Source organism: Rhodococcus sp. NPDC057529, from assembly GCF_042802055.1.
Lineage (GTDB): Bacteria > Actinomycetota > Actinomycetes > Mycobacteriales > Mycobacteriaceae > Rhodococcus_F.
In genome coordinates, this window is record NZ_JBHVEY010000004.1 from 16151 (window position 1) to 29908 (window position 13758).

Below are 13758 nucleotides of genomic sequence, written 5' to 3' on the forward strand. Positions count from 1 at the left end.
CACCACAAAGAACACAACCTTCTCTAAGTACGCAACAGTGACTGTGAGCGTCCCTCCCCCCGACACTGGCTGTTATCGCGATCACATCGCGGTGCAAGCTCGGACGAGGAGTGGCAATGCTGGTAGCACTCGGCTTTCTGATGGTGGCCGTGTTCATGTTCTTGATCATGTCCAAACGGGCCACTCCCGTGGTCGGGCTGATCGCCGTCCCGGTCGCATTCGGCATCGCGGCCGGGGCGGGCCTCGGCATCGGCGACATGATCACCGACGGGATCAAATCGCTGGCCCCGACGGCCGCGTTGCTGTTCTTCGCGATCATCTTCTTCGGGATCATGATCGACGTCGGCCTGTTCGACCCGCTGGTGAAACTCATTCTCCGGCTCGTCCGCAACGACCCCATGCGGCTCGTCGTCGGCACCGCGGTCCTGGCGATGGTGGTGTCGCTGGACGGTGACGGATCCACGACGTTCATCATCGTGACGTCCGCGCTGTTGCCGCTGTACATGAAGCTGAAGGTCAGCCCCGTCGTCCTCACGGTGGTCGCCGGCCTGGCCAACGGCGCGATGAACATCGTCCCGTGGGGTGGGCCGACGGTCCGGGCCGCCTCGGCGCTGGGCATCTCGCCGTCCGACGTGTTCGTCCCGATGATCCCGTCGCTGGTGGTCGGTCTCGTGGTCGTCCTGCTGTTCGCCGTGCAGCTCGGCTACAGCGAACGCCGCCGCATCGGCACACTCGAACTCACCGACGAGCGCCTTCTGGTCTCCGCGGGCTCCGGCCTCCGCCGCTCCACCTCGGGCTCGGGCTCCGGGGGCAGCGGTGACGCACCCCGGACGGGTGGCGGTTCCGGCGACGGCGGTTCGGACGACGGCCAGGGCTTCGTCGACGGCCTCGACCCCCAGCGGCCCACGCTGCGACCGAAGCTGTTGTGGTTCAACATGCTCGTGACCGTGGCGCTGCTCGTCGTGCTCGTGATGGACGTGCTGCCGATTCCGGTGCTGTTCATGGTGGCCGCGTCGATCGCGCTGACCGTCAACTTCCCGCGGGTCAAGGAACAGCAGGAAGCGATCACCCGGCACTCGTCGAGCATCGTCTCCGTCGTCGCGATGGTGTTCGCCGCGGCCGTGCTCACCGGCGTGTTCCAGGGCACCGGAATGGTCGAGGCGATGGCGCAGTGGCTGCTCGAGATCATCCCCGCCGCGCTGGGGCCGCACCTGGCCGTCATCACCGGCATCCTGAGCCTGCCGTTCACGTTCTTCATGAGCAACGACGCCTTCTACTTCGGCGTCATGCCGGTGCTCGCCGAAACGGCGTCCACGTACGGCATCGAGCCGGTCGAGATGGCCCGCGCCTCCATCACCGGCCAGACATTCCACATGCAGAGCCCCCTCGTCCCGGCCATCCTCCTGCTCGTCACCCTGGCGGGTGTCCCGCTGGCGGACCATCACAAGAAGGTGCTGTGGCGCGCGGCGCTGGTGTCGCTGTCGATGCTGGTGGTCGGTGTGGTCCTCGGGCAGATCCCCTGGTGACCTAGTCGTCCCCCGGTGACTTAGTCGGCGGAGTCGGTGTCGGTGGCGGGCCCCTCGGGGGTTGCGCCACCTTCGCCGCTTCAGTCGGCGCCGGAATCCTTGTCGTCCTCGGCCGGATCGGACAGCACGTCCTTGTCCGCGCCGGGGGCGCCGCTGTCGGTGCTCGTGGTCTTCGGTCCGGAAGCGTCCTTCGGTGTCATGTCCGACGGTTACCCCGACTGCGGGGTGCGCCAATCAGACGCTCGCGAGTCCGCACTGCGAAAACTCTGTCGGGGATTGGCAGGTGAACAATACTTCGACGTAGTGTTCCCCGGGTTATCGACGATGAAGGAGTGGAACTGTGGCGCGCAAAGTTGTTGTCGAACGCATCGACGACATCGACGGAACTCCGATCAAGAACGGTAAGGGGGAGACCATCCCGTTCTCGGTCGACGGCGTCGACTACGAGATCGATCTGAAGCTCAAGAACGCCAAAGAATTCCACAAGACCCTCGAGTTCTACATCGAGCATGCAACCCGGGTCGGGGGAAGGAAGCGCCGGTCCACCACTGCGGTGGATCCGTCGCAGGGCCGTGGGCAGGCGAAGGAAATCCGGGAATGGGCGACGGCACAGGGCTATGAGTTGTCCGCGCGCGGACGCATTCCCGCACAAATCGAGGAAGCGTACAACGAGGCGCACTGAGACCGCATCGTCGCGAGCGGTCGACGCCTCCGGCCACCCCTGGGCCGGGTCGGCTGGGGGCGGTCTCGGGGGCAGTCGTCAGTACCGCCGCGCTGCGTGAAACGACATGGAGTTCAAGGCCACTCGCGTGACCGGTCGCCCCGGGGCCGGGGCGTGGACGACGGTGTCGTCGCCCGCATAGATTCCGGCGTGACCGCCCCCGTAGAAGAGGACGACGTCACCGGGCTGCAGGTCGTCCCGGTCGACGGCGGTTCCGTGCAGGAGTTGCTCGTGGGTGGTGCGCGGAACCGACACGCCCGCCTGCTTGTATGCCCACTGGACGAGACCGGAGCTGTCGAAGGCGCGGTGGTCGCCGGCGCCGCGGGTGCAGGCGATGCCGATTCTGGAGGTGGCGGCGCGCAGGGCGTGGCGTCCCGGCCGCACCGGATCCGCGCGAAACGTCTGAACCAGGTGAAGTCCGTGGTTTCCGGTGTGGGGGTTCATGCCGTCGGTACTCCAGTGCGCTCGGTGTGGTGTCGCGTCTGCGGGGCGTGCTCTGCTTACAGGGTGACCCCGACACGGGCACGGCGCACCGGCTGAATTACCTGGATAGGTGCCTGTCTTCCCGCCTGGCCGCCGGGTGCGGGGGTCGTCGGCAGAACCATTCGATCCGGTCGGTTTGGTACTCGCGAGTAGTGCAACGCACCCCTTAACGTCGAGTGGGCGCATGTCAAGAGGAAAAGGTCCGCTATGTCCTGTGGGCTGGGATGGAGAATGCGGACAATGAAGATCCGGCAAACCGCGAACTGTGCATTCGGCGTCGCACGCCTGGCGTTCGATGCGGCAGCCGCCCTCCTGTCCGTTGCCGTGGCCGTGCCGGTCGCCTTCGTCGCAGGCGAGGCGAGGACGATGGCTCACACGGCGCGAGGCGACATCACGCCGGACCCCGCATCGTCGGACCGGGAGCACGTGCACGACCTGGGGACGATCGTCGAACTGAGCTAGCCGGCCCGGCGGGGACGGCGCAGCCGCAGCCGGGCGTAGGTGACGACCGCGAGCACAGCACTGATGAGCACCAGCATCGCGATGCTGAGCAGCCACCACGACGCGGCGTGCTGCCACAGGGTGTCGGGCTCGGTGCCGGTGGCATTGGTGCGCAGGTCCACCGTCGAGGCGGCGGCCGCGAACCCCCAGCGGGACGGGAAAAGCCACGACACCTGTTCGAGGACGGCGCGTCCGGTGATCGTGATCAGTCCTCCGCACATCACCAGCTGCACCATGATCGTGACCACCAGCATCGGCATCACCTGCTCGTTGGAGCGCGCCACCGAAGACAGCGCCAAACCGACGAGGACGCAGGAGCAGGTGGTGACGGCGATGTCCACGATCAGTTCGACGGAGGCGGAGGGAATCAGGCTGCCCCGGCCCGGAAAACCCTTGCCCACGAACACGATCAGCACCATGATCACCGACTGCACGATCGCGGCGGCGCAGAACACGACGATCTTCGCCGTCAGATAGGCGGACGGCAGCAGCCCGGCGGCACGCTCGCGGTGATAGATCATGCGCTCGCCGACCAGGTCGCGGATGGTCAGCGAGCATCCCATGAAGGCGGCGCCGAGGATCAGCACGACCAGGATCTGGGTGAGTTCACCGGATTCGTCGAGGCCGGACGGTCCGAACCCCGTGTCGCCGGGCACGAGCACCGCCAGCCCGCCCAGCACGAACGGCAGCAGCGACAGGAAGATCAGGTACCCGCGGTCGGCGCGGATCAGCCGCACCTGGCGGCGGGCGACGGTACTCAACTGCCTGCGCCGCGAGGTGTGCGCCGGACTGCCGAGAGGTCCCGGCGGGCTCGGGGCCGGCGCCTCCACCGACGGACGGGTGGCGCGGTAGTCGGCGAACACTCCGTCGGGGTCGGCGGCGACCCGGGCGAAGATGTCGGCCCAGTCGGTGCTGCCGAGCGCCGCCCCGACCCGGTCCGGCGGGCCCACGTAGGCGGTCTTGCCGCCCGGTGCGAGGAGCAGCACCTGATCGCACATCTCGAGGTACGACAGCGAATGGGTGACGATGACGACGACCCGGCCCGAGTCGGCGAGCCGGCGCAACGTCGCCATGATCTGCCGGTCCAGCGCGGGGTCGAGGCCCGACGTCGGTTCGTCGAGGATCAGCAGGGACGGGCCGGTGAGCAACTCCATCGCGACGGACGCACGTTTGCGTTGCCCGCCGGACAGCCGGTCGACCCTCGTGTCGGCGTGTTCGGACAGTTGCAGTTCGTCGAGGACCGTCGCGATCACCTCCTCGCGGTCCTCCCGGCTGGTGTCCGGCGGCAGCCTCAGCTCCGCCGCGTAGCCGAGCGCCTGACGGATCGTCAGCTGGCGGTGCACGACGTCGTCCTGGGGAACCATCCCGATGCGGGAGCGCAGCACCTGATATTCGGCGTGCACGCTGCGTCCCTCGAACTCCACCACACCCTCCGTCGGACGCTCCGAACCGGAGATGATGGTGGCCACCGTGGTCTTACCCGCCCCGGAGGGGCCGATCACGGCGGTGAGGCTGCCCGGCTGGGCGGTGAACGTGACGTCCTCGAGCAGGCGCCGCCCGCCTTCGATGGTGAGTCCGACGCCGTCCACGCGCAGACCGCCCGCGGTGGGAGCGACCACCCGACGGGGAACGAGTTGCCCGTCCCGCACGCCGAAATCGGTGTTGCCGATCGTGACGACGTCGCCGTCCGTCAGCTGCGCGCGCGACACCCGGGCGCCGCCGACGAACGTTCCGTTGACGCTCCCCAGGTCGTCGATCTCGAGGCCGGACGGCACGTGGTGGACGATCGCGTGATGGCGTGAGGCCAGCACATCCCGCACGACGATGTCGTTGTCGGGCGAGCGCCCCACGGTGAGGGACCCCGCCGGAGTCGCCTCGTGCGGCGGCTCTGCCGGGGCGCCGGGCGTCCCGACGCCGATCGTCGCCTCGTCCCAGCGGGCGCCCACGTCCTGCCGCGTCGCATCCGGATCCTCCACCGAGATCCGCACGATCGGACCCTCGGTCGCGTCACCCAGGCGGACGCGGACGGGGCTCGTGACGGGGACGTTCTCGCGGCGCTCGCCGTCGACGTAGATCCCGTTCTTGCTGCCGGAGTCGACGAGCTGCCAACCGTCGTCCCAGGTGAGCTGTGCATGTTCGCGCGACACCACGGGGTCGACGATGGTGACCTCCAACTGCGGATCCCGGCCGATGCGTACGGCTCTGCCCGCGCTGTGCGTGGTGCGGCCGTGGTCGGTCTCGACCACGACCCGCGGGTGTGCTGTGCTCGCCCGGTCGTCCATCGCCACGGCCTCCGGTCAGCGTCATCGGGCGTAGAGCGTCGACTCCTCCATGGTCGCACGCACTCCCCGGGCCGCGTGGGCAGAACGGGTACTCCCGAATCCCGGGGCCGCGCGTGAGGAACACTGGGCCGGGTGAGTACGTCCCTGGCGAATCCCGGTGTCGGACTGGCCGTGCTGTGCACCGTGATGGTTGTGTGCGCGGCCGTGGTGTACCGCTTCACCCGACTCGGCAGCCCACTGGTCGTGCCCGCCGCGGCGCTCCGGGGCGCCGCCCAGCTCGCCGCGGTGTCCCTGATCCTGGCCGCCGCTCTCGCCCAGTTGTGGTCCTCGATCCTCGTGCTGGTCGTCATGTTCGCGGCAGCGGTGGGAACGTCCGCCCGGCGCGCGAGGGCCGGACGGTCCGCGGCGTGGCTGGCGCTCTCGCTCGCGGCGGGAGTGGGCACCGTCCTGCCGTTGATGCTGGTGAGCCGGGTGGTCCCGCTCGACGGTGTCGCTCTCGTTCCGGTCGGCGGGATCGTGCTCGGCGGCGCGATGACGGCCACCTCCCTCGCGGCGCGGCGCGGGCTCGACGCCGTCGAACAGCGGTGGGGCGAGGTCGAGGCGGCGCTCAGTCTCGGACTCAGCGTCCGCGACGCCCGCCTGGACGTGGTCCGGTCCGCCGCCTCGGACGCGCTGCTCCCGGGGCTCGACCAGACCCGGACCGTCGGGCTGGTCACCCTGCCCGGGGCGTTCGTCGGGGTGCTGCTCGCGAGCGGGTCCGCCGTCCAGGCCGGCGCCGTCCAGATCCTCGTGCTGGTGGGGCTGCTGCTCGCGCAGACCTGCGCGGTGGCCGTGACGATCGAACTGGTGGCCAGGGAGGTCGTCCGCCGGCCGCGAGAGCATTCGATGTCCGCCTGAAAGCACCGGCTACTGCCTCCATCTGGCCCGAACCCCGGTCGATCCCGTGGTCGGTCCCGCATACTGGGCGGTGGTCGGTCCCTGCTGACGAGGCGGTGTCGTGTGGTGCATCCCGAGGTACTGGTGGTCGGAGCGGGTCCCGTCGGTCTGACGGCGGCGATCGAACTGCGCAGGCGCGGCGTCGCCTGCCGCATCGTCGATCCGCTGCTCGAGCCCCCGCAGTATGCGAAGGCGGTGGGAATCCAGCCGCGCACCCTCGAGGTGTTCGAGAGCATGGGTGTGCTGCGCAGCATCCTGGACGCGTCGATCGAGATGCTCGGGCAGATCGTGTACGTCAACGGCGACGAGGTCGCCCGGCTGGACCTGTCGCTCCCGGCGGACATCCCGTTCCAATTCATCGGGCTGCCCCAGTACGAGACCGAACGCATCCTCACCGAGCACCTGGCCACGTTCGGGACCACGATCGAACGCGGAACCAGGCTGACGGGATTCGAGCAGGACGACGACGGTGTCGTCGCCACGGTCACCGGCGCGGACGGCGACGAAACCGTCCGAACCCAGTACCTTTTCGGCTGCGACGGCGCCCACAGCGTGGTCCGCAAGGGTCTCGGCCTCACGTTCGAGGGCGGTGCGTTCGTCGAGCAGTACATGCTCGGCGACGTCGAGGTCGACTGGGCGATGCCGCGAGGCTACGGAATCCGGTCGATGCATCAGACGGACGGCGAGACCGACGACCTGCTCGTGTGCATTCCGCTGCCCGGGCGCCGCCGCTACCGGATGTCGATGCTGGTGCCGAGCGACCTCGCCGGCACCGGAACGCCGGCGGCCGACAAGATCGCGCACGGGTTCGAGGCCGGACCGGCACCCGAGCTGAGCCACATCCAGGCCGTGCTCGACCGGCTGTCGCCCGAGCCGACGCGGGCGTCGAATCTTCGCTGGTCGTCCGTCTTCCGGATCAGCCACCGCATCGTCGACTCGTACGGGCGCGGACGGGTGTTCGTCGCGGGCGACGCGGCGCACATCCATCCGCCGACCGGTGCGCAGGGCATGAACACCGGCATCCAGGATGCGCACAACCTGGCGTGGAAGGTCGCGCTGGCGGTGGCCGGTGCCGCGGCCCCCGATCTGCTGGACAGCTACGACGCCGAGCGGCGGCCCGTCGGGGAGGAGGTGGTGGGACGCACGGTGCGCAGCGCACGGGAGGGGATCGGGGCGGGGTCTTCGGATCCCGATTACGTGATCCGACGCGAGGCGCAACTCCTCATCAGCTACGCGGACAGTCCGATCGTCGGCCAACCGGCGACGAATGCGGGCCTTGCGCCCGGCAGCCGGGCGCCGGACGCCCGCGGGCTGACCCGCACCACCGTCGCGTTTCCCCTCCGGCTGTTCACGCTCCTCGCGGGATCGAACCACACGCTGCTGCTGTACGCCGACGACTCGGTCGACGCGCGCGGGCTCGAACTGCTCGAGGCGGCCGCGACGTCGGTGGACGCGGCGACCGGCGGACTCGTCGACACCTACCTCGTCGCGTCGCCTGCCGCGGAGGTCGGAGAGACGGTGCTGCCGCTGATCCGGGACCGCGACGGCGAATTCGCTCGCGCCTACGGTGCCGAGGGTTCCGCCGCGTTCGTCGTCCGTCCGGACGGCTATCTGGGATTCCGGCAGAGTCCGGTCGCCGTCGACGGCCTCACCGAGTATCTGAAGCCGACTTTCCGCTGAGCTCGACGGTCGTGGGCAGGCCCCGCCGGATGTCACCCGGCGCGGGCTTGCCGAGCGGCGCCCCGGCCCGGGTCGCCGAATCGAGCAGCCACGGCACGCTCGTGACCATCACCCCGGACGTGAACAGCAACCGGCCCTTGAGGCGCAGCGCATTCTGGTTGTGCAGCAGGTGTTCCCACCAGCGACCCACCACGTATTCGGGGATGAAGATGGTGACGACTCCGCCGGGAATCCGTTTCCGGACGGATTTCACGTATCCCACGATGGGGCCGGTGACTTCCCGGTAGGGCGATTCGAGGACCTTCAGCGGCACCGGAATCTCGTATTTCTCCCACTCCCGCTGCAGTGTCGTGGTGCCGGCGCCCAGTACGGTGACGGCCTCGAGCGTCGTCGGATGGGTGGCGCGGGCGTACGCCAGGGCGCGGGCGGTGGGTTTGTTGAGCACGGACACCAGCACGATGGTGTGCACCGCGGACGGGAGGGTGAAGCTGTCCTCGTCGACGACGAGGAGCGCCGCGGTCCGGTCGTAGTGCCGCCGAACCCCGCGCATCAGGAAGAACAGGATCGGCATCGCGATGACCACCAGGTAGGCGCCCTGGGTGAACTTCGTGACCGTGACGATGACCAGGACTGTGCCGGTGAGGAGGGCGCCGGTGCCGTTGAGCGCCCGCCTGCCGTGGATGCGACGACGTTCGCGGGAGTCGGATTCGGTTGCCAGCACACCGTTCCAGTGCCGGACCATGCCCGCCTGGCTGAGCGTGAAGGACGTGAACACGCCGAGGATGTACAGCTGGATGAGGTGAGTGACGGACGCCTCGAACAGGACGATCAGTCCGCCCGCCGTCACCGCGAGGAGCACGATGCCGTTGCTGAACGCCAACCGGTCGCCGCGAGTGTTGAGCTGGACGGGAAGGTAGCGGTCGCGGCCGAGCACCGACGCGAGCAGCGGGAAGCCGTTGTAGGCGGTGTTCGCGGCGAGCACGAGGATCAGCACGGTCGCGGCCTGCACGTAGAAGAAGCCGAAGTTGGTGGTGCCGCCGAACACTGCGGCCGCGATCTGGGCGATGACGGTGCGCTGCGGGTCGGTCTCGCAGTTTCCGGCGAACCCGATCAGATCGCACGGGTTCACCGCGACGTGCACCTTGGTGACGATGGCCAGCGCGGTGATTCCCGCGAACATCACGATCGCCGTGGCCGCCATCGCCATGAGGGTCTTCGCGGCGTTGGCGCTCTTCGGTTTACGGAACGCGGGTACCCCGTTGGAGATGGCCTCGACCCCCGTCAGCGCGGTACACCCGGACGAGAACGCGCGCAGCGCGAAGAACACGAGGGCCAGACCGGTCAGCCCGGACAGTTCCGGTTCGATGGTGTAGCCGGCGCTTTCGGCAACGGGCGTCGAACCGGCCGCGACGCGGATGAACCCCGTCACGATCAGGATCATCACACCGGCGATGAACCCGTACGTCGGGAAGGCGAACGTGGTTCCCGATTCGCGGATCCCGCGCAGGTTCATCACCGTCAGCAGCACCACGAACGCCACGGCCAGCGCCACCCGGTGCGTGTTCAGCGCGGGCACCGCCGAGATCAGATTGTCGACGCCCGCCGACACCGACACCGCCACCGTCATCACGTAATCGATGAGCAGCGCCGACGCCACCGTCAATCCCGCGGACGGGCCGAGGTTCTTCGTGGCCACCTCGTACGAGCCGCCCCCGCTGGGATACGCGTACACCACCTGGCGGTACGACAGGGCGACGACAGCGAGAAGCACCACCACCCCGACCGCCAGATACGGTGTCAGATAGAAGTACGCGAGACCGCCCAGCGACAGGATCAGCAGGATCTCCTGCGTCGCATACGCGACGGACGACAGCGGGTCGGAAGCGAAGATCGGCAGCGCCAGACGCTTGGTCAGCAACTGCTCCCCGAGATCGTCACTGCGCAGCGGGCGTCCCAGAGCCAGCCGCCGGACCGCTCGAACCAGAGCCACCACCAGTTCAGCGTAGAGCGAGGCGCTCCGCGCCTGTGCGCCTTTCTGGTTGTTCCCGCTACCCGGAAAGGCGCACGGGTGCGGAGCGCCTGCCGGATCATGGCCGTATGGACGCTGCCGGCTGGTTCCTGGTGGGTGCACCGTGGGATTGCTCCGGCTCGGCTCGTGGTGAACAGGTAGCGCCGCACGCGTTTCGGGAGGCCGGCCTGTCCGCGATGGTCGGCCGAGATCTCGGCGACGCCGCGACCGTGATCGACCGCACCGACCGGGACGAACTGACGGGCGTGGTCGCACTGTCCGAGACAGTGCGTGCAGCTCACGCGCTGTCGGGCGAACTGGCTGTCGCCATGGCGGACCTGCCGGGCCTGCGACCGCTGGTGGTCGGCGGCGACTGCAGCATTCTGCTCGGGATCTTTCCAGCGCTGCGCACGCACCTGGGGCCGGCGGGACTGTGGTTCGTCGACGGGCATCCGGATTATCTCGACGGACGGTCCTCGGACACGGGCGAGACGGCGGACATGGAGCTTGCGGTGCTCACCGGGGTGGGCAGCGAGGAATTGACCGCGCTGGCCGGGGCGTCCCCGATGGTAGCGGCGAGCGACACCGTTCTGATCGGTCATCGCACCGAAGGCCTGGACGCGGCGTCCGCCGCCGAACTGGTCGGGTTGCCATCCGACTTGCGCCGCATCGACGCGCCTACAGTCGTGCGAGATCCTGTCGCCGCAGGTCGGCAGGCTGTCGACTGGCTGGCAGGCACAGGCAACGGGGTCTGGTTGCACCTCGACCTGGATGTGCTGGACCCTGAGTCGCTCGATGCGGTGACGTACCCCCAACCGGGAGGCCTCGACTGGGATCAACTCGCCGACGTCGTCGCGCCACTGGCGCGGTCACCTCGACTCGTGGGAGTCAGCGTCGCCGACTTCCGCCCCGATCTCGATCCCACCGGCGACCAGGCGACTCGGGTGCTCGACTTTCTCGGACGCACTCTGCCGTGACAGGGAAGATCCGGGTTCCTGTCGTCGTTGGACTGGGTCGGCACCGTCATGGGCCCTCGTGACCGAGCTCACATCCGTCCGCTTCGGGAATTGATCGCAGGCTTGGCACGTTAGTTGAGTGAGTAACGCTCAACTTATAGGAGGCTGAGGAATGCCAGCATTCTTCGGGCCGGAGGGCCCAGGTCGCATCGACATCAGTCGGCTCATGAGTCGCTCCACCCAGGAGCTCATGGCTGCTGCTGCCCGCTTCGCCGCAGGTCGTGGCGACGCGGAACTCGATGCACTCCACGTTCTGCGCGTCATGACCGAACACGACCCCGTCGCCTCTCTGATGCGCCGCGCAGGCGCCGACACGTCGGCCGTCGCCGATGCCGTCGAACTGCGACTGCCTCAGGGCCGCGACACGTCGGGCTTCGCAACACCCGCACTGAGCGGTGCGCTGAAGACGGCGCTGCTCGAGGCACACCAGCTCGCGCGCGCTCTCGGTTCCACCTACATCGACCCCGAGCACCTCTTCCTGGCGCTCGCCGCCGATCAGGACCACGCCGCCGGACGCCTGCTCGCGTCCGAGGGCATCACCCCGGAACGCCTGCAGACCGCGGTGCAGGGCGGATCGGTGGAGGAGTCCCCGGACTCCGAGACCCCCACGCTCGACAAGTACGGCTTCGACCTCACCGAACGCGCACGCGGCGGCGGAGTCGACCCGGTGATCGGGCGCGCCGACGAGATCGAGCAGACCATCGAGATCCTGTCGCGCCGCACCAAGAACAACCCGGTGCTGGTCGGTGAGGCCGGCGTCGGTAAGACGGCGGTCGTGGAGGGCCTGGCCCAGCGCATCGTCGACGGCGACGTCCCCGATCGCCTGACGGGTAAGCGCATCGTGCAGCTCGACCTGTCGAGCATGGTGTCGGGCACCCGGTACCGCGGTGACTTCGAGGAGCGCCTCACCAAGGTGATCGACGAGATCTCGGCGCATTCGGACGAGCTGATCGTCTTCATCGACGAGGTGCACTCCATCGCAGGTGCCGGTGGCGGCGCCGACGGTGCGATGGACGCGGGCAACATCCTCAAGCCGAAGCTCGCCCGCGGTGAACTGCACATCGTCGGTGCGACGACGCTCGACGAGTACCGCAAGCACATCGAGAAGGATCCGGCGCTCGAGCGTCGCTTCCAGCCGGTGACGGTGGCGGAGCCAAGCATCGAGGATGCGGTGGCGATCCTGTCCGGTCTGCGTGACCGGTACGAGGAGCATCACGGTGTCCGCTACACCGACGAGGCGATCACGGCCGCCGTCGAACTGTCGGCCCGCTACATCGGCGACCGCTTCCTGCCGGACAAGGCGATCGACCTGATCGATCAGGCCGGTGCCCGGTTGCGGTTGCGGATGCCGAGCGTCGACGTCGAGGCCCTGCGGGCGAAGCTCGCGGAACTCGAACAGGCCAAGGAGCAGGCCGTCGCCGACGAGCAGTACGAGAAAGCCTCGAGCCTGCGCGACGAGGCGACGGAGGTCCAGGCGCGGATCGACGGGAAGGCCGTCGGAGTCTCCGACGTCCGCGGCTCGTCCGCGGCTCAACTGCGAGGCGCGCCCGAGGTGACGGCCGAGCAGATCGCCGAGGTCGTGTCGCGGGCAACCGGGATCCCGGCCAGCCAGATGACGGAGGAGGAGAAGGAACGTCTCCGCCGGCTCGAGGACGAACTGCACCGCCGGGTCGTCGGCCAGGACGACGCCGTGAAGGCCATCGCCCGGGCCGTGCGCCGCAGCCGCACCGGCATGAACGATCCCGACCGTCCCGTGGGCAGCTTCCTGTTCCTCGGACCGACGGGTGTCGGCAAGACCGAACTGGCGAAGGCGCTGGCCGCCACGCTGTTCGGTGACGAGAACAAGATGCTGCGGCTCGACATGAGCGAGTTCGGTGAACGTCACACGGTCAGCCGGCTCGTCGGTGCCCCTCCCGGCTACGTCGGGTACGGGGAGGCGGGGCAGCTCACCGAGCAGGTCCGCCGGAACCCGTACTCGGTGATCCTGCTCGACGAGATCGAGAAGGCGCACCCCGACGTGTTCAACACGCTGCTGCAGGTGCTCGACGACGGTCGGCTCACCGACGGTCAGGGCCGGACGGTGGACTTCAAGAACACCGTGCTGATCATGACCAGCAACCTGGGGTCCGACATCATCTCCAGCAAGTCGGGTGCGCTGGGCTTCAGTACCGGTGACGCGGAGGCGTCGGAGAAGCCGCTGCGGGATCGGGTGATGGGCCGGCTGCGCGAGTCGATGCGTCCGGAGTTCCTGAACCGGATCGACGAGATCGTGATCTTCCGCAAGCTCGACACCGATCAGCTGCACCGGATCACCGACCTGCTGCTGGACGACAGCCGGAAGCGGCTGCAGTCCAAGGGCATCGAGATCTCGTTCAGCGACGCCGCGGTCGACTGGATCGCCGAGCACGGACACCAGCCCGAGTTCGGGGCGCGCCCGTTGCGCCGGTCGATCCAGCGGGCCGTCGACGATCGGATCGCCGATCTGCTGCTCGACGACGTCCTCGTCGAGGGTGGCAGTATCGCGGTCGGCGTGACCGACGACGAGTTGGACCTCGTGGTCGGCTGATCCCCCCCAGGTGAGTGGCAAAGTGTGCTCCGGCACGCT

10 protein-coding genes are annotated in these 13758 nt (G+C 68.7%); 7 read left to right on the top strand and 3 right to left on the bottom strand.

What is annotated here, in order from left to right:
- The first annotated feature begins 80 nt into the window (after positions 1-80).
- Together ACFU5V_RS08665 and ACFU5V_RS08670 are read left to right on the top strand one after the other, a co-directional pair.
- Positions 81-1526 (top strand): CitMHS family transporter, encoded by a 1446-nt coding sequence (locus tag ACFU5V_RS08665; protein ID WP_378433806.1) that lies wholly within the window; start codon positions 81-83, stop codon positions 1524-1526.
- 340 nt (positions 1527-1866) lie between these two features.
- On the top strand, positions 1867-2208 hold the full coding sequence (locus tag ACFU5V_RS08670; RefSeq protein ID WP_378433799.1) for an Lsr2 family protein: 342 nt from the start codon (positions 1867-1869) through the stop codon (positions 2206-2208).
- 78 nt (positions 2209-2286) lie between these two features.
- Here ACFU5V_RS08670 and ACFU5V_RS08675 read toward each other — a convergent pair whose 3' ends face one another.
- On the bottom strand, positions 2287-2691 hold the full coding sequence (locus tag ACFU5V_RS08675; RefSeq protein ID WP_378433800.1) for a C40 family peptidase: 405 nt from the start codon (positions 2689-2691) through the stop codon (positions 2287-2289).
- Between the two features lie 279 nt (positions 2692-2970).
- On the opposite strand from ACFU5V_RS08675, the gene ACFU5V_RS08680 reads away from it, so the two are divergent.
- Complete coding sequence (locus tag ACFU5V_RS08680) at positions 2971-3192, top strand: hypothetical protein (protein ID WP_378433801.1); 222 nt, start codon at positions 2971-2973, stop codon at positions 3190-3192.
- Here the strand turns inward: ACFU5V_RS08680 and ACFU5V_RS08685 are convergent.
- Positions 3189-5513: an ATP-binding cassette domain-containing protein gene (locus tag ACFU5V_RS08685; RefSeq protein WP_378698464.1), complete on the bottom strand. Its 2325-nt coding sequence runs from the start codon at positions 5511-5513 to the stop codon at positions 3189-3191. The genes ACFU5V_RS08680 and ACFU5V_RS08685 overlap by 4 nt on opposite strands.
- Positions 5514-5645: 132 nt before the next feature.
- Here ACFU5V_RS08685 and ACFU5V_RS08690 point away from each other — a divergent pair, with 132 nt between their 5' ends.
- Both ACFU5V_RS08690 and ACFU5V_RS08695 read left to right on the top strand, forming a co-directional pair.
- Complete coding sequence (locus tag ACFU5V_RS08690) at positions 5646-6410, top strand: ABC transporter permease (RefSeq protein WP_378698466.1); 765 nt, start codon at positions 5646-5648, stop codon at positions 6408-6410.
- 102 nt (positions 6411-6512) lie between these two features.
- On the top strand, positions 6513-8129 hold the full coding sequence (locus ACFU5V_RS08695) for an FAD-dependent monooxygenase (RefSeq protein ID WP_378698469.1): 1617 nt from the start codon (positions 6513-6515) through the stop codon (positions 8127-8129).
- Here the strand turns inward: ACFU5V_RS08695 and ACFU5V_RS08700 are convergent.
- Positions 8098-10122: an APC family permease gene (locus ACFU5V_RS08700; RefSeq protein ID WP_378698471.1), complete on the bottom strand. Its 2025-nt coding sequence runs from the start codon at positions 10120-10122 to the stop codon at positions 8098-8100. The two genes, ACFU5V_RS08695 and ACFU5V_RS08700, sit on opposite strands and share 32 nt — an antisense overlap.
- Before the next feature lie 104 nt (positions 10123-10226).
- Here ACFU5V_RS08700 and ACFU5V_RS08705 point away from each other — a divergent pair, with 104 nt between their 5' ends.
- Positions 10227-11114 carry an arginase family protein gene (locus tag ACFU5V_RS08705; protein WP_378698473.1) on the top strand — a complete coding sequence of 296 codons (888 nt, stop codon included), beginning with the start codon at positions 10227-10229 and terminating at the stop codon, positions 11112-11114.
- A gap of 151 nt (positions 11115-11265) precedes the next feature.
- Positions 11266-13719, top strand: coding sequence for an ATP-dependent Clp protease ATP-binding subunit (locus ACFU5V_RS08710; protein ID WP_378698475.1), 2454 nt, complete (start codon positions 11266-11268; stop codon positions 13717-13719).
- Positions 13720-13758: the final 39 nt, after the last annotated feature.

What these genes read in the sequence shown, in the direction of transcription:
- ACFU5V_RS08675 (WP_378433800.1), bottom strand. Translation starts at nt 2,691, where the DNA reads ATGAACCCCCACACCGGAAACCACGGACTTCACCTGGTTCAGACGTTT.
- ACFU5V_RS08680 (WP_378433801.1), top strand. Translation starts at nt 2,971, where the DNA reads ATGAAGATCCGGCAAACCGCGAACTGTGCATTCGGCGTCGCACGCCTG.
- ACFU5V_RS08685 (WP_378698464.1), bottom strand. Translation starts at nt 5,513, where the DNA reads ATGGACGACCGGGCGAGCACAGCACACCCGCGGGTCGTGGTCGAGACC.
- ACFU5V_RS08705 (WP_378698473.1), top strand. Translation starts at nt 10,227, where the DNA reads ATGGACGCTGCCGGCTGGTTCCTGGTGGGTGCACCGTGGGATTGCTCC.
- ACFU5V_RS08710 (WP_378698475.1), top strand. Translation starts at nt 11,266, where the DNA reads ATGCCAGCATTCTTCGGGCCGGAGGGCCCAGGTCGCATCGACATCAGT.